At 56.6% G+C, this 15,169-nt stretch carries 15 protein-coding genes; 8 read left to right on the top strand and 7 right to left on the bottom strand.

Going from position 1 to position 15,169, the window contains the following annotated elements:
* Positions 1-67: 67 nt before the first annotated feature.
* Positions 68-982, top strand: a complete 915-nt coding sequence (ldcA, locus tag NI40_RS13310) for a muramoyltetrapeptide carboxypeptidase (RefSeq protein WP_039263623.1) — start codon at positions 68-70, stop codon at positions 980-982.
* 97 nt (positions 983-1,079) lie between these two features.
* On the top strand, positions 1,080-2,813 hold the full coding sequence (locus tag NI40_RS13315) for a potassium/proton antiporter (protein ID WP_039263624.1): 1,734 nt from the start codon (positions 1,080-1,082) through the stop codon (positions 2,811-2,813).
* Positions 2,814-2,910: 97 nt separating this feature from the next.
* On the opposite strand, the gene dadX is transcribed toward NI40_RS13315, so the two are convergent.
* Positions 2,911-3,981 (bottom strand): catabolic alanine racemase DadX, encoded by a 1,071-nt coding sequence (dadX, locus tag NI40_RS13320; protein WP_039263625.1) that lies wholly within the window; start codon positions 3,979-3,981, stop codon positions 2,911-2,913.
* A 9-nt stretch (positions 3,982-3,990) separates the two neighbouring features.
* A complete protein-coding gene (locus tag NI40_RS13325) occupies positions 3,991-5,289 on the bottom strand; it encodes a D-amino acid dehydrogenase (protein ID WP_032658462.1) in 1,299 nt (432 codons plus the stop codon).
* A 321-nt stretch (positions 5,290-5,610) separates the two neighbouring features.
* Here NI40_RS13325 and NI40_RS13330 point away from each other — a divergent pair, with 321 nt between their 5' ends.
* Positions 5,611-7,143 carry a SpoVR family protein gene (locus tag NI40_RS13330; protein ID WP_023293929.1) on the top strand — a complete coding sequence of 511 codons (1,533 nt, stop codon included), beginning with the start codon at positions 5,611-5,613 and terminating at the stop codon, positions 7,141-7,143.
* A 71-nt stretch (positions 7,144-7,214) separates the two neighbouring features.
* Here the strand turns inward: NI40_RS13330 and fadR are convergent, their stop codons facing one another.
* Positions 7,215-7,934: a fatty acid metabolism transcriptional regulator FadR gene (gene fadR / locus NI40_RS13335; RefSeq protein WP_023336056.1), complete on the bottom strand. Its 720-nt coding sequence runs from the start codon at positions 7,932-7,934 to the stop codon at positions 7,215-7,217.
* A 200-nt stretch (positions 7,935-8,134) separates the two neighbouring features.
* On the opposite strand from fadR, the gene nhaB reads away from it, so the two are divergent.
* Complete coding sequence (gene nhaB, locus NI40_RS13340; protein WP_039263626.1) at positions 8,135-9,673, top strand: Na(+)/H(+) antiporter NhaB; 1,539 nt, start codon at positions 8,135-8,137, stop codon at positions 9,671-9,673.
* Between the two features lie 143 nt (positions 9,674-9,816).
* Positions 9,817-10,347, top strand: coding sequence for a disulfide bond formation protein DsbB (gene dsbB / locus NI40_RS13345; protein ID WP_023312182.1), 531 nt, complete (start codon positions 9,817-9,819; stop codon positions 10,345-10,347).
* A gap of 122 nt (positions 10,348-10,469) precedes the next feature.
* Here dsbB and NI40_RS13350 read toward each other — a convergent pair whose 3' ends face one another.
* The 3 genes from NI40_RS13350 to NI40_RS13360 all read right to left on the bottom strand — a co-directional run bounded on the left by NI40_RS13350 (position 10,470) and on the right by NI40_RS13360 (position 11,986).
* A complete protein-coding gene (locus NI40_RS13350) occupies positions 10,470-10,910 on the bottom strand; it encodes a YcgN family cysteine cluster protein (RefSeq protein ID WP_024909872.1) in 441 nt (146 codons plus the stop codon).
* Positions 10,911-11,003: 93 nt separating this feature from the next.
* Complete coding sequence (locus NI40_RS13355; protein ID WP_039263627.1) at positions 11,004-11,663, bottom strand: fumarylacetoacetate hydrolase family protein; 660 nt, start codon at positions 11,661-11,663, stop codon at positions 11,004-11,006.
* Between the two features lie 47 nt (positions 11,664-11,710).
* Complete coding sequence (locus NI40_RS13360; RefSeq protein ID WP_029742143.1) at positions 11,711-11,986, bottom strand: YcgL domain-containing protein; 276 nt, start codon at positions 11,984-11,986, stop codon at positions 11,711-11,713.
* A 123-nt stretch (positions 11,987-12,109) separates the two neighbouring features.
* On the opposite strand from NI40_RS13360, the gene minC reads away from it, so the two are divergent.
* Genes minC through minE form a run of 3 tightly spaced genes read left to right on the top strand, consistent with a single transcriptional unit; the run spans position 12,110 to position 13,926 of the window.
* Positions 12,110-12,817 carry a septum site-determining protein MinC gene (gene minC, locus NI40_RS13365; protein ID WP_023312186.1) on the top strand — a complete coding sequence of 236 codons (708 nt, stop codon included), beginning with the start codon at positions 12,110-12,112 and terminating at the stop codon, positions 12,815-12,817.
* 23 nt (positions 12,818-12,840) lie between these two features.
* Positions 12,841-13,653 carry a septum site-determining protein MinD gene (gene minD, locus NI40_RS13370; RefSeq protein WP_023312187.1) on the top strand — a complete coding sequence of 271 codons (813 nt, stop codon included), beginning with the start codon at positions 12,841-12,843 and terminating at the stop codon, positions 13,651-13,653.
* A 3-nt stretch (positions 13,654-13,656) separates the two neighbouring features.
* Positions 13,657-13,926, top strand: a complete 270-nt coding sequence (gene minE, locus NI40_RS13375) for a cell division topological specificity factor MinE (protein ID WP_008500504.1) — start codon at positions 13,657-13,659, stop codon at positions 13,924-13,926.
* Between the two features lie 75 nt (positions 13,927-14,001).
* On the opposite strand, the gene rnd is transcribed toward minE, so the two are convergent.
* The gene (gene rnd / locus NI40_RS13380; protein ID WP_127353321.1) at positions 14,002-15,129 is read right to left on the bottom strand and encodes a ribonuclease D; all 1,128 of its coding nucleotides are present in this window, start codon (positions 15,127-15,129) and stop codon (positions 14,002-14,004) included.
* Positions 15,130-15,169 lie beyond the last annotated feature (40 nt).

The raw sequence follows: 15,169 nt of genomic DNA on the forward strand, positions 1-15,169 counted from the left end.
CTTGAAGCAGGCAGCGTATAAGCGGCATGATATAGACAATTAGTTTCTCATTCAGCAAGGAATTGCCATGTCTCAGTTTCATCTTATCGCGCCGTCGGGCTACTGCATTAACCAGGACGCGGCGCAGCGGGGCGTTCAGCGTTTGCTGGAATCTGGCCATCAGGTAGAAAATCAGACGATTATCCCCCGCCGCCAGCAGCGTTTTGCCGGTACCGAAGCGCAGAGGCTGAATGATATCAATAGTCTGGTGAACCTGACGGGCGAAAACCGGGTTGTGCTTGCGGTGCGCGGCGGATATGGCGCGAGCCGGCTGCTGGAGAGCATTGACTGGCAGGGGCTGGCGCTGCGCCAGCAGCAGGATCCGCTGCTGATCTGCGGCCACAGCGATTTCACCGTCATCCAGCTTGGGCTGCTGGCCCTGCATAACGTCATCACCTTCAGCGGTCCGATGCTGGCCGGTAACTTCGGCGCACCGGAGCTGGATGCGTTTACCGTGGAACATTTCTGGCGTGCGCTGCGCAATTCCACCTATAGCGTGGAGTGGCAAGGCAATGGACCGCACTGGGAATGTGAAGGCCAGCTCTGGGGCGGCAACCTGGCGATGCTGGTCTCGCTCATCGGCACGCCGTGGATGCCGCAAATCGAGGACGGCATTCTGGTGCTGGAAGATATCAACGAACATCCGTTCCGCGTCGAGCGCATGCTATTGCAGCTTTATCATGCCGGAATTCTTGAACGCCAGTCCGCGATTGTGCTGGGCAGCTTCAGCGGCTCTGCCCCGAATGACTATGACGCGGGTTACTCCCTGGAGACCATGGTCGACTTCGTTCGCTCGCGGCTGGATATTCCGGTCATTACCGGTCTCGATTTCGGCCACGAGCAGCAAACCGTGACCCTGGCGCTGGGGGCGCACGCCACCCTGCTCCACAATGATTCCGGCAGCCGGCTGACCATCAGCGGCCATCCTGTCATAAAGGCATAAAAAAGCCGTTATACCCCCTTAATAAAACGCTGTTGCCGTTGTTAATATGTTAGGGTTTTAGTAACAGCGTTAACATTGAGGTGGGAGTAAGAGAACATTGGATGCCGCAGCGATAATCAGCCTTTTCATTTTGGGTTCCGTCCTTGTAACCAGCAGTATTTTATTAAGTTCATTTTCATCGCGTCTCGGCATACCTATTCTTGTCATTTTCCTCGCCATTGGCATGCTGGCCGGCATTGATGGCATTGGCGGTATCCCATTCGATAACTACCCCTTCGCCTACATGGTGAGTAACCTCGCGCTGGCGGTGATCCTGCTGGACGGCGGGATGCGCACCCAGGCAAGCTCCTTCCGCGTGGCCTTAGGGCCTGCGCTGTCGCTCGCCACGGTCGGCGTGTTGATTACCTCCGGCCTCACCGGGATGATGGCCGCGTGGCTTTTCCATCTCAATATCATGGAAGGTTTGCTGATTGGCGCCATCGTGGGCTCAACCGATGCGGCAGCGGTATTTTCCCTGCTCGGCGGAAAAGGGCTTAACGAACGCGTTGGCTCCACGCTTGAGATTGAATCCGGCAGTAACGATCCGATGGCGGTGTTTCTCACCATTACGCTTATCGAGATGATTCAGCAGCATGAAAGCGGGCTGAGCTGGATGTTTGCGTTACATATCCTGCAGCAGTTCGGCCTGGGGATTGTCATCGGCCTGGCGGGGGGCTATCTGCTACAGCAGACGATCAACCGCATCTCGCTGCCCGCGGGGCTTTACCCCCTGCTGGCGCTGAGCGGCGGCATTCTCATTTTTGCCGTCACCACGGCAGTCGACGGCAGCGGTATTCTCGCGGTCTATCTCTGCGGGTTCCTGATGGGCAACCGCCCTATTCGCAACCGCCATGCCATCTTGCAGAACTTTGACGGCCTGGCGTGGCTGGCGCAAATCGGCATGTTCCTGGTGCTCGGCCTGCTGGTTACGCCATCGGATCTGCTGCCGATCGCCGTTCCGGCGCTGCTGCTGTCCGCGTGGATGATCTTCTTCGCCCGTCCGCTGTCGGTATTTGCAGGCCTGCTGCCGTTTCGCGGCTTCAACCTGCGCGAGCGGGTCTTTATCAGCTGGGTGGGCCTGCGCGGCGCGGTGCCGATTATCCTTGCGGTGTTCCCGATGATGGCCGGTCTGGATAACGCGCGGCTGTTCTTTAACGTGTCGTTCTTCGTGGTGCTGATTTCCCTGCTGTTCCAGGGAACCTCGCTCGGGTGGGCGGCGAAAAAAGCCAAAGTGGTGGTCCCGCCCGTGGGCTGGCCGGTCTCCCGCGTGGGGCTCGATATTCATCCGGAGAACCCATGGGAACAGTTTGTCTATCAGCTGAGCGCCGACAAATGGTGCGTGGGAGCCTCGCTGCGCGATTTGCACATGCCGACCGAAACGCGCATTGCCGCCCTGTTCCGCGATAATGTCCTGCTGCACCCTACCGGCAGCACCCGCCTGCGCGAGGGGGATATTCTCTGCGTGATTGGTCGCGAGCGCGACCTGCCCGCGCTGGGCAAGCTGTTCAGCCAGTCGCCTCCGGTGGCGCTGGACCAGCGCTTCTTCGGCGATTTTATTCTGGAAGCCAGCGCCAAATTTGCGGATGTGGCGCTGATTTATGGTCTGGATGAAGGGCTGGAGTACCGCGACAAGCAGCAAACGTTAGGGGAAATCATTCAGCAACTGCTGGGAGCGGCCCCCGTCGTCGGCGACCAGGTAGAGTTCGCCGGGATGATCTGGACGGTTGCGGAGAAAGAAGATAACGCGGTCAGAAAAGTCGGCGTCAGGCCGATGGAAGAGGAAACCGAGTAGTTGTTTTTTTGCCGGGTGGCGCTAACGCTTACCCGGCCTACGTTCGAGGGTTTTGTAGGTCGGGTAAGGCGAAGCCGCCACCCGACATAAATATATGTTACACCGTCACAACCGGCACTCTTGGTGCCAGCGCGCACATCAATTCGTACCCCACCGTGCCCGCCGCGGCAGCCACGTCGTCAATTTTGATTTCGTTACCCCACAGCTCGACGGGTGAGCCAATGCCCGCCTGCGGGCATGGCGTCAGATCAACGGCCAGCATATCCATAGATACGGTGCCCACCGTTCCCGTGCGAACCCCATCGACCCAGACCGGCGTGCCGGTCGGCGCGATGCGCGGGTAGCCGTCGGCATAACCGCCCGCCACGATGCCAATCCGCTGCTCGCCCTTTGCCCGGTAGCGGCTGCCGTAGCCGACCGTGTCCCCGGCCTTCAGCGTCTGCACGCCAATGATTTCACTGCGCAGGGTCATGACCGGCTTCAGGCCGCTGTTGGCGATATCCTGCCACTGGCCTGAGGGAGACGCACCGTAGAGAACGATCCCCGGACGCACCCAGTTATAGTGCGCCTCGGGATGCCACAGCGTGGCCGCCGAGTTCGACAGCGAGCGCGGGCAATCCAGCCCTTCTGCCGCCTGCTCAATGCGGACCATGGCATCGGCAATACCGTCGGGTTTTTCCGCGTCGGCAAAATGCGCCATCAGCGTCATTTCGCCCACGTTTTTCATGGCGCGCAGCTGCTGCCAGACCGTATGCACCCGCTCAGGCTGGAAGCCCAGGCGGTTCATGCCGCTGTTCACCTTGAGATAGATATCCAGCGGAGCATGGAGCTTCGCATCCTGGATCGCCTTAATCTGCCAGTTGCTGTGCACGCTGGTGGTCAGCCGGTACTTATCCAGCAGCGGCAGATCGTCCGCATGGAAGAACCCTTCCAGCAGTAGAATCGGCCCTTTCCAGCCGCGCTCGCGCAGCAGAATGGCCTCTTCCAGATTCAGTAGCGCAAAACCGTCGGTCGCGCTCAGCGCGCTCCAGATACGATCGATACCGTGGCCGTAGGCATTCGCTTTCACCACCGACCAGACGCGCGAACCCGGGGCCGCCCGACGAACAATTTGCAGATTATCCTTCAGGGCCTGCAGGTTCAGCTGGGCCAGAACAGGACGGGACATGACAACTCCTTAGCTATGCGCGCCGTGCAGGTGCTGTGGACGCGAAGGCGTAAACCCCGATTGATAGCGCGCGGCGCTTAAATCGTCAAACGGAATTGCCGGCGTGCGCCCGGAAATCAGGTCGCTCAGCAGCTGGCCCGATCCGCAGGCCATCGTCCAGCCGAGCGTGCCGTGTCCGGTATTGGTCCACAGGTTTTTGAACGGCGTGCGGCCCACGATCGGCGTGCCGTCCGGGGTCATCGGACGCAGGCCGGTCCAGAACGTCGCCTGCTCAACAAAACCGCCGCGCGGGAAGAGATCGCCCACCACCATCTCCAGCGTTTCACGACGCGGCTGCAGCAGTTCGGTGTTGAAGCCGACAATCTCCGCCATGCCGCCTACGCGAATGCGGTTGTCGAAACGGGTAATGGCGATTTTGTAGGTTTCATCCAGAATGGTCGACACCGGGGCGCCGCTCTCTTCTTTCACCGGGATGGTCAGCGAGTAGCCCTTCAGCGGATAAACCGGAATGTCGAGAATGCCTTTCAGCATGGCGGTGGAGTACGAACCAAACGCCATCACGTAGGCATCGGCTTTGATCACCTCGTCGCCGCACTTCACGCCGTAAATTTTTTCCCCTTCCGACAGCAGCTTGTCGACGGAGGTATTAAAGCGGAACTTCACCCCCGCCTGCTCGCACATTTGCGCCAGACGTTGCGTAAAGAGCTGGCAGTCGCCGGTTTCATCATTCGGCAGGCGCAGGCCGCCCGTCAGCTTATGCGCCACTTCCGCCAGCGCCGGTTCAACCTGGCCAAGCTGGCTGGCTTCCAGCAGCTGGTACGGTACGCCGGCATCCTCCAGCACGGCGATATCGCGGGTGGCATTTTCGTACTGTTGCTCGGTGCGGAACAGCTGCAGCGTCCCGCCCTGGCGGCCTTCATACTCAATCCCCGTCGACGCGCGCAGCGCTTTCAGACAGTCACGGCTGTATTCCGCCAGGCGCACCATGCGCCCTTTGTTCTCCATGTAGTGGCGCGTGTCGCAGTTGCGCAGCATCTGCCACATCCACTTCAGCTGGAACTGCGTGCCGTCAAGGCTGATGGCCAGCGGCGCATGGCGCTGGAACATCCATTTAATCGCTTTCAGCGGAACGCCCGGCGCAGCCCACGGCGCCGCATAGCCCGGAGAGATTTGCCCGGCGTTCGCCGCGCTGGTTTCAAGCGCGGGACCGGATTCACGATCGATAACGGTTACGTCATGTCCCGCCTGACTTAAATACCAGGCGCTGGTTACCCCAACGACACCACTTCCCAGTATGACAACACGCATAGCCACTCCATTATGTGCAAAAGAACAATCTTCTAATTACAGATTGATAACCTAGTTGAAAATATTATTCAACATACGACTTTTTTATGGTGACTTACCTCACACATCCCCCAGCATCAGGGGATAGTGCTAATTTGGGATCTCCTGCTGCGCGTTATTTTTAACCAGCATAATATGCTGCGGCATACCGTTTTTTTGCCGTATCAAAAACGCGAAATCGCAAAGAAAAAATTTCTGCCCCAGCACGCTTTTTAACACGTTGATCTATGCTTGAAAGGAGGCTCTCCAGACAGAGAGAGCACCCACAACGAGGGCGCGCTAATGGCTACTATTGATTCCCTGAACAAGGACAACACACGTCTGAGCGATGGACCCGACTGGACCTTCGAGCTGCTGGATGTTTACCTCGCCGAAATCGACCGGGTCGCAAAGCTGTATCGCCTGGATACCTATCCCCATCAGATTGAAGTCATTACGTCCGAACAGATGATGGACGCCTACTCCAGCGTCGGGATGCCGATTAACTATCCGCACTGGTCGTTTGGCAAAAAATTTATTGAAACCGAGCGGCTGTATAAGCACGGCCAGCAGGGGCTGGCGTATGAGATTGTGATTAACTCCAATCCGTGTATCGCCTATTTAATGGAAGAGAACACCATTACCATGCAGGCGCTGGTGATGGCGCACGCCTGCTACGGGCACAACTCCTTTTTCAAGAATAACTACCTGTTCCGCAGCTGGACGGACGCCAGCTCCATCGTCGATTACCTGATCTTCGCCCGCAAATACATTACCGACTGCGAAGAGCGCTACGGCGTGGACGAAGTGGAAAAACTGCTCGACTCCTGTCACGCCCTGATGAACTACGGCGTGGATCGCTACAAACGTCCGCAGAAAATCTCCCTGCAGGAGGAGAAAGCCCGGCAGAAAAGCCGCGAAGAGTACCTGCAAAGCCAGGTGAACATGCTGTGGCGTACCCTGCCGAAGCGTGAGGAGGAAAAAACGATCGCCGAAGCGCGTCGCTATCCGTCCGAGCCGCAGGAAAACCTGCTCTATTTTATGGAGAAGAACGCCCCGCTGCTGGAGCCGTGGCAGCGTGAAATCCTGCGCATCGTGCGCAAGGTGAGCCAGTATTTTTACCCGCAAAAGCAGACGCAGGTCATGAACGAAGGCTGGGCAACCTTCTGGCACTACACCATTCTTAACCACCTGTACGACGAGGGAAAAGTGACCGAGCGGTTCATGATGGAATTCCTCCACAGCCATACCAACGTGGTGTTCCAGCCGCCCTACAACAGCCCGTGGTACAGCGGGATTAACCCGTATGCGCTTGGCTTCGCCATGTTCCAGGACATTAAGCGCATCTGCCAGTCGCCGACGGAAGAAGACAAGTACTGGTTCCCGGATATCGCCGGTTCTGACTGGCTGGAAACGCTGCACTTTGCGATGCGCGACTTTAAGGACGAGAGCTTCATCAGCCAGTTTATGTCGCCGAAGATCATGCGTGATTTCCGCTTCTTCACCGTGCTGGACGATGACCGCAACAACTATCTGGAGATCTCCGCAATCCACAACGAAGAGGGATACCGTGAGATCCGCTCTCGACTCTCTTCCCAGTACAACCTGAGCAATCTTGAGCCGAATATTCAGGTATGGAACGTCGATTTGCGCGGAGACCGCTCTCTGACGCTGCGCTATATCCCCCACAATCGCGCGCCGCTGGATAAAGGGCGCAAAGAGGTGCTGAAGCACGTGCATCGCCTGTGGGGCTTTGACGTGCAGCTGGAGCAGCAGAATGAAGACGGGAGCGTCGAGCTGCTGGAACGTTGCCCGGCGCGGTTGAATACGCTGTAGTGACGCTTTTGCCCGGTGGCGCTACGCTTACCGGGCGAAAAAAAAAACCTCTCGTATGAGAGGTTTTTCTTTTAGCGGGTCTGAATCGCTAAATCACCCGGCAGCGTTTTCTGCATACGGTGCCAGATTTCACCGGAATCGTGACCGTAGCGGCGCACCGTCTCATAAACCTGATCGTGCAGACCTTCGGTACAGAGCTTGCTCAGCTTGTGGTAGAAGCCCAGCGCCAGGCTACGCGCTTCCGGATTGGCAAAGTAGTGGCGGCCAATGCGGGTGTAAAGCCCTTTCATACCGTTGAGGATCAGGCCGTACACCGGGTTGCCGGAGGCAAACGCCAGGCCGCGGAACACGTTGTAATCGAGAGTGGCAAAAGCATCGGCGTGATCTTCCACCTCGTTCGCGCTGGCCAGCACCGCAAGGGCGTCTTCCGGATGCTGACGGAAAGCGGTACGAATAAAGATCGTCGCGATGTTGGTGCGAACGGAGAGCAGATTATCAATGAGCTGCGGCACGCTTTCATGGTCAAGACGCGCCAGCGTTTCAAGAATGTTCAGCCCGGACGTTTCCCAGAAGTTGTTCACTTTCGTAGGCTTACCGTGCTGGATCGTCAACCAGCCATCGCGCGCCAGCCGCTGAAGCACTTCACGCAGCGTGGTGCGAGTGACGCCAATCAGTTCAGAGAGTTCGCGTTCAGCCGGAAGAATGGACCCCGCAGGGAAACGATTATTCCAGATGCTTTCAATGATGTACTCTTCCGCGAAACCCGCCGGGCTCTGCGCCTTAATGACCATAGTGAGATTTCCATTACACAGCTTTAGCAAATTGGACTCATCATACCAGAGGCACGCAGTGGCAGGTAGCGCGGCAAAGAGAGAAAAGAGGGATCGCCGTTTCATTTTTGTGAAATTTACAATGCAGCCTTATCCGCCTCCAGGCCGCGATTTTTGCGTATACTGATGTTTTGTCTTACTTGACGGGAAGGACGTCTGTTGTGGAAATTTCTTTTGGGCGCGCGCTATGGCGCAATTTTTTAGGTCAGTCTCCTGACTGGTATAAGCTGATACTGCTGGTTTTCCTGGTCGTTAATCCCATCATTTTTAGCGTGAACCCCTTTATCGCCAGCTGGCTGCTGGTGGCGGAGTTTATCTTCACCCTGGCCATGGCGCTGAAATGTTATCCCCTGCTGCCGGGCGGATTGCTGGCGTTTGAAGCCGTCGTCATCGGTATGACCAGCGCCGGGCATGTCAAAGCAGAGCTGGCGTCAAATCTCGAAGTGCTTCTGCTGCTGATCTTTATGGTGGCGGGCATCTACTTTATGAAACAGCTGCTGCTGTTCATCTTCACGCGCCTGCTGCTCAGCATTCCGTCGAAAATGTTCCTTTCGCTGGCGTTTTGCCTTGCCGCCGCCTTCCTGTCGGCGTTCCTGGATGCGCTGACGGTCGTCGCGGTGGTGATCAGCGTAGCGGTTGGGTTTTACGGTATTTATCACCGCGTGGCCTCCTCTCGCCCAAATGAGGACCTGCAGGATGACAGCCACGTCGAGGCGCATAACCGTGACGTGCTGGAACAGTTCCGCGCGTTTCTGCGCAGCCTGATGATGCATGCCGGCGTGGGTACCGCCCTGGGCGGCGTGATGACCATGGTGGGCGAGCCGCAAAACCTGATCATTGCCAAAGCGGCGGGCTGGCACTTCGGTGATTTCTTCCTGAGAATGGCCCCGGTGAGCGTACCGGTGCTGGTCTGCGGGCTGGCGACCTGTCTGCTGGTGGAGAAGTTTCGCCTCTTTGGCTATGGGGCGCAGCTGCCGGAGCCAGTACGTCAGGAACTGCAAAAATTCGATGTGCAGAGCCGAAGCCAGCGGACGCGCCAGGAGACGCTACGACTGATTGCTCAGGGGATCATCGGGGTCTGGCTTATCGCGGCGCTGGCGTTCCATCTTGCCGAAGTGGGGCTGATTGGCCTGTCAGTCATTATTCTCGCCACCACCTTTACCGGCGTGACGGACGAACATGCCATCGGCAAGGCGTTTACCGAAGCCCTGCCGTTTACCGCCCTGCTGGCGGTGTTCTTTGCCGTCGTGGCGGTGATTATCGACCAGCACCTGTTCGCGCCGATTATTGCCTTTGTATTACAGGCGTCACCGGATGCTCAGCTCTCGCTGTTTTACCTGTTTAATGGCCTGCTCTCGTCGATCTCAGATAACGTCTTCGTCGGGACGGTCTACATCAACGAGGCCAAAGCCGCCATGGAGCAAGGCGTTATCAGCGCCGGACAGTTTGAGCTGCTGGCCGTGGCGATCAACACCGGTACCAACCTGCCGTCGGTAGCGACGCCAAATGGCCAGGCCGCCTTCCTGTTCCTGCTGACCTCCGCCCTCGCGCCGCTCATACGTCTTTCTTATGGCAGGATGGTATGGATGGCGCTGCCCTATACGCTGGTGCTCACGATCGTCGGATTGCTTTGCGTCAAAATTACCCTCATTCCCTGTACGCAATGGCTGGTACAAGCGGGTATACTTGCGGCGCAGTAAACTATGCATCTCGGGCAGTTCGCTGCCCGTTTGCCTTTTCGCACGATAAACATCCAATTACGTTTTATTTCGCCAGGTACAGGTGGCGCGAAAAACGAATTCGTTTACACTGCGCTTTCTAAGCATGTTCCAGGGAAATGATTATGTTGAGATTTTTAAACCAGTGCTCCCGCGGTCGCGGAGCGTGGTTGTTAATGGCCCTGACCGCCTTCGCGCTGGAAATGGTCGCGCTGTGGTTCCAGCACGTAATGGGACTGAAACCTTGCGTACTGTGTATTTACGAACGCAGCGCGCTGTTCGGCATTATGGGTGCGGGCCTGGTGGGTGCGATTGCCCCAAAATCGCCGCTTCGCTATGCCGGTATTGCCATCTGGATCTACAGCGCCTGGAAAGGAATTGAACTCTCCTGGCAGCACACCATGATGCAATTGCATCCGTCACCGTTTATGACCTGTGATTTTGCCGCCCGCTTCCCGAGCTGGCTGCCGCTGGACAAATGGCTGCCGCAGGTGTTCGTCGCATCCGGTGACTGCTCCGTTCGCCAGTGGGAATTCCTGACGCTGGAGATGCCGCAGTGGCTGGTGGGCATTTTTGCCGCCTACTTCGTCGTGGCGCTGCTGGTGCTGATTGCCCAGCCGTTCAAACCGAAGAAACGCGATCTGTTCGGAAGGTAAACGCAAAACGGCAACCAAGGTTGCCGTTTTTAGCGTTTGCGCCCTCTCCCGTGGGAGAGGGTTGGGGTGAGGGCATCAGGCAGCACAAGCACAAAAAACTCGCCTCGGCGGTTTTTTTAATCTCAACGGGTCGGGTGGTTCATGATGTGATCTTCCCAGTCTCGCACCTCGGACTCTTTCACCGCGATGTGGCGCACAGAAATGCGTTCACCGTGCATCGCCGCTTTTGAACCGGTTAACAGCGGATGCCAGTCAGGCAGACCTTTCCCTTCCGCCAGCAGGCGATACGCGCAGGTATGCGGCAGCCATTCAAACGTCGGCAGATTATCCCGGGTTAACTTGATGCAGTCAGGCTCAAATTCAAACCGGCGCTCATAGTTGCGGCACTGGCAGGTTTTAATGTTTAACTGCTTGCAGGCAACGTTGGTGAAGTAGATTTCGTCCGTATCTTCATCCATCAGCTTGTGCAGGCAGCACTGCCCGCAGCCGTCGCACAATGATTCCCATTCCGCGTCAGTCATGTCGTCGAGAGTTTTGCTTTGCCAGAAAGGGATGTCGTTCATCAGGATGTCCACACGTCAAAAGAAAGCGCACCTTATAACGAGTCTGGCACGTTGTTGCAAGCTTTGCCGCCCTCTTCAGGCGGCAAGATGGGGTTACAGCACGCGGGTTTTCAGCGACAGACCGTTGAAACCGACCTCAAGCTCGTCACCGCTGAGTAGCGGGCCAACGCCTTCTGGGGTTCCGGTCAGGATCACATCGCCCGGCTTCAGGGTAAAGAAGCGGCTCATGTAGGCGATCAGCGGCACAATCTTATGGATCATGTCTGCCGTGGTGCCCTGCTGGCGGACCTCGCCGTTAACCTTGAGGCTGAGCGGCGTGTCCTGCGGATCGCCGGTAAATTCGCTCACCGGCACAAACGCCGAAATCGGGCAGGAATTATCAAACCCTTTGGCTTTTTCCCACGGCTGCCCTGCTTTCTTCATTTTGCCTTGAACGTCACGCAGGGTCAGATCCAGCGCCACGCCGTATCCGGCAATCGCTTTTTTAACATGTTCTTCTGAGGCCTGGCGCAGCGTCGCGCCGATCAGCACGGCAAGTTCAACTTCGTGATGCACCGAGCCCAGCCCCTGCGGCAGCGCCAGCGGCTGTCGGATATCGCACAGCGCCGTTTCAGGCTTAATAAACAGGACCGGTTCTTCTGGCGTCGCGCTGCCCATCTCCTGAATATGTTTTGCGTAGTTGCTGCCCACGCAAACCACTTTGCTGACGGGATAATCCAGTAATGCACCTTGCCAGTTATGATGTTGATACATGGTCGACCCCTAAACGGTTGATGTGTTGTGCCCAAAAACAGTTGAGACTATTTTTTACCGTTCGCCTCAAGATGCTGTTTTAATAAATTCTCGGGTGGCGGTGGAAGCTGTAAATAATAGCCTTGCTCGGCTAAGGCCGTTTTCACTTTATCCAGATCGGCATTAATCAGTTTCTTACGACCATCGAGCGGCAGCAGCATCGCCAGCTGTGGTCGGCCAAAGTTCTTCATTAATTCTTCAGGCACGCGTGAAAAATCGTCTTTCTTTTCGACATAAAGATAGGTCTGGTCACGGCTTGTACTTCTGTAGATCACACAAAACATGTTTTTACTCTGAATTAATGGGTGGTTGCTTGCCTCAATATACTCCTGACTATAACATGCCTGATACTCTTCGGAATATCGCAGCGAGTGGTTGCGGTTAATAGCAAATTGAGTAAGGCCAGGATGTCAAACACGCCCATCGAGCTTAAAGGCAGTAGCTTCACCTTATCAGTGGTACATTTGCATGATGCAAAACCCGAGGTTATTCGTCAGGCGTTAGAAGACAAAATCGCCCAGGCTCCCGCCTTTCTGAAGCACGCCCCTGTTGTTATCAACGTCAGCGGTCTTGAGGCTCCGGTTAACTGGAAACTTCTCCAGCAGGCCGTCTCCTCGACCGGACTGCGTATCGTGGGCATCAGCGGCTGCAAAGATACTGAGCTGAAAGCGGAAATTGAGCGTGCGGGGCTGCCCCTTCTGAATGAGGGCAAAGAAAAAGCCTCGCGAGCGGCACCCGTTGCCGTGCAAACGCCCCCTCCTGCGGTGCAAAACGTTACTACCGTCACAAAAACGCGAATGATTGATGTGCCGGTTCGTTCCGGTCAGCGCATTTATGCACCAAACTGTGATCTGATTGTTACAAGCCACGTCAGTGCTGGCGCTGAGCTGATTGCAGATGGCAATATTCACGTATACGGTATGATGCGTGGACGTGCGCTCGCAGGTGCAAGTGGCGATCGAGATGCGCAAATATTTTGTACTCACCTGACGGCGGAACTGGTGTCCATCGCAGGTGAATATTGGCTGAGCGACAAGATCCCAGCCGAATTTTATGGCAAAGCGGCTCGCCTGCTTCTGGCAGACGACGCGTTGACCGTTCAACCGTTGAATTGATCCCTTTTTAACAAGGAATTTCTATGGCACGCATTATTGTTGTTACTTCGGGTAAAGGAGGCGTTGGCAAGACCACCTCCAGCGCGGCCATCGCTACTGGTTTGGCCCAGAAGGGAAAGAAAACCATCGTTATCGACTTCGATATCGGTCTGCGTAACCTCGACCTCATCATGGGATGTGAGCGTCGCGTCGTGTATGACTTCGTAAACGTCATTCAGGGCGATGCCACGCTTAACCAGGCGATGATCAAAGACAAGCGCACCGAGAACCTCTACATTCTCCCGGCTTCTCAGACGCGTGACAAAGACGCCCTGACCCGTGAAGGCGTGGAAAAGGTGCTCGACGATCTGAAAAAAATGGATTTCGACTTCATTGTCTGCGACTCCCCTGCCGGCATCGAAACCGGTGCCCTGATGGCGCTCTACTTCGCTGATGAAGCGATCATCACCACCAACCCTGAAGTTTCATCCGTGCGTGACTCAGACCGCATTTTGGGTATCCTCGCCTCTAAATCCCGTCGTGCGGAAAATGGCGAAGACCCGATTAAAGAACACCTGCTGCTCACCCGCTACAATCCGGGCCGCGTGAACAAAGGTGACATGCTGAGCATGGAAGACGTGCTGGAGATCCTGCGCATTAAGCTGGTGGGCGTTATCCCGGAAGATCAGTCCGTGTTACGCGCGTCTAACCAGGGCGAGCCAGTGATCCTTGATACAATGGCAGATGCAGGTAAAGCTTACGCCGATACCGTTGACCGTCTGCTGGGAGAAGAACGTCCTTTCCGCTTCATTGAAGAAGAGAAGAAAGGTTTCCTCAAACGCCTGTTCGGAGGATAAGTTATGGCATTACTGGACTTTTTTCTCTCGCGGAAAAAGAACACCGCCAACATCGCAAAAGAACGTCTGCAAATTATCGTTGCGGAGCGTCGTCGTAGCGACGCCGAGCCTCACTACCTGCCGCAGCTGCGCAAGGACATCCTGGAAGTGATCTGTAAGTATGTGCAGATTGACCCGGAGATGGTCACGGTGCAGCTGGAACAAAAAGACGGGGATATTTCGATTCTGGAGCTGAACGTTACGCTCCCGGAAGCGGAAGAGTCGCGTCCGTAGGTTTGTGTTTTCGCCGCCCCGGTAAGCGCAGCGCCACCGGGGAAATATGCCGGGTATATCGCCCGGCATATTTTTTTATCGCGGGTAACCGTCCAGCAGCGTATTCAGGCGATCGGCCATCAATTCCCCGCGCCATCCCGCCATCATCTCCGGCACGCCATTCTGCGGCTTCAGCTTCCAGTGCCAGTTCAGCAGCTGGTTAATCTGACGACGTGAGGCGAGCAGTTCCGCGCTCAGCTTGCTTTCCGTTGCAACTGCCTGCACCAGCGCTTTGATATCCTTAAACGCTTTGCGATAGCCCGGCATGTCCATCAGGTTCAGCAGCGGTTCCGGCAGCGCATCTTCCGGCAGCTCCTGCGCTTTGGCGACCAGCGCCAGCAGGGTTTTACCGTGGAAGCGGATCTCGCTGCCCGAAAGGCCAATGCTGTCCAGCTCCCCCAGGCTGCCCGGCATATAGCGCGCGACTGCCCAGAGATGCTCTTCGCGAACCACAAAGTTAACGGCCAGATCGCGCTCGCGCGCTTTACGCAAGCGCCAGTCTGCCAGCAGCTGCAGGCATGCCAGTTGACGCGTGCGCAGCTGCCAGGCGTTGGTGATATCGCGCCAGGCCTCTTTCGGGTCAACCACTTCCTGACGACGCTGCTGGGTCATACGGCATTCGTCCAGCGCAGCAGCGAGCCAGCCGGAGGCTTCCGCCTCTTTCATCAGCTGTCCGGCAATCGGCAGCAGGTAAAACACGTCTGCCGCCGCATACTCCAGCTGACGCTCGGTAAGCGGGCGCGCCAGCCAGTCGGTACGGGATTCGCTTTTATCCAGCGTCAGGCCCGTATACTCCTCCACCATGGCAGCAAAGCCCCATGAGAGCGGACGATTGCTGAATGCCGCGAGGATCTGCGTGTCAATCAGCGGCTGGGGCATGATGCCAAAGGTGTTCAGAAAGACTTCCAGATCCTCACTGCCTGCGTGCAGGTATTTCGTCACGGCGGTATCGAGCAGCAGGTCACGCATCGGCGTCCAGTCGGTAATGCCGAGCGGGTCAATCAGCGACACGTGTTTACCGTCATACATCTGAATCAAACCCAGCTGCGGATAATAGGTTCGGGTACGGACAAACTCGGTATCCAGGGCAATGGCAGGAAAGTCGCGCGTCACTTCGCACAGCGAAGCCAGCTCGTCGTTGGTCGTGATCATCTGGTAATTCAAAACGGGTTCTCTTTTGTTTGCGCCCATAAAAAACGCCGGC

Source organism: Enterobacter sp. E20, assembly GCF_000801755.2.
GTDB classification, from domain to species: domain Bacteria; phylum Pseudomonadota; class Gammaproteobacteria; order Enterobacterales; family Enterobacteriaceae; genus Enterobacter; species Enterobacter asburiae_B.

Coding starts and splice junctions, on each gene's coding strand:
- dsbB (WP_023312182.1), top strand. CDS start 9,817: ATGTTGAGATTTTTAAACCAGTGCTCCCGCGGTCGCGGAGCGTGGTTG.
- minD (WP_023312187.1), top strand. CDS start 12,841: ATGGCACGCATTATTGTTGTTACTTCGGGTAAAGGAGGCGTTGGCAAG.
- ldcA (WP_039263623.1), top strand. CDS start 68: ATGTCTCAGTTTCATCTTATCGCGCCGTCGGGCTACTGCATTAACCAG.
- fadR (WP_023336056.1), bottom strand. CDS start 7,934: ATGGTCATTAAGGCGCAGAGCCCGGCGGGTTTCGCGGAAGAGTACATC.
- NI40_RS13360 (WP_029742143.1), bottom strand. CDS start 11,986: ATGTTTTGTGTGATCTACAGAAGTACAAGCCGTGACCAGACCTATCTT.
- NI40_RS13330 (WP_023293929.1), top strand. CDS start 5,611: ATGGCTACTATTGATTCCCTGAACAAGGACAACACACGTCTGAGCGAT.
- NI40_RS13325 (WP_032658462.1), bottom strand. CDS start 5,289: ATGCGTGTTGTCATACTGGGAAGTGGTGTCGTTGGGGTAACCAGCGCC.
- minC (WP_023312186.1), top strand. CDS start 12,110: ATGTCAAACACGCCCATCGAGCTTAAAGGCAGTAGCTTCACCTTATCA.
- NI40_RS13355 (WP_039263627.1), bottom strand. CDS start 11,663: ATGTATCAACATCATAACTGGCAAGGTGCATTACTGGATTATCCCGTC.
- minE (WP_008500504.1), top strand. CDS start 13,657: ATGGCATTACTGGACTTTTTTCTCTCGCGGAAAAAGAACACCGCCAAC.
- NI40_RS13350 (WP_024909872.1), bottom strand. CDS start 10,910: ATGAACGACATCCCTTTCTGGCAAAGCAAAACTCTCGACGACATGACT.
- dadX (WP_039263625.1), bottom strand. CDS start 3,981: ATGTCCCGTCCTGTTCTGGCCCAGCTGAACCTGCAGGCCCTGAAGGAT.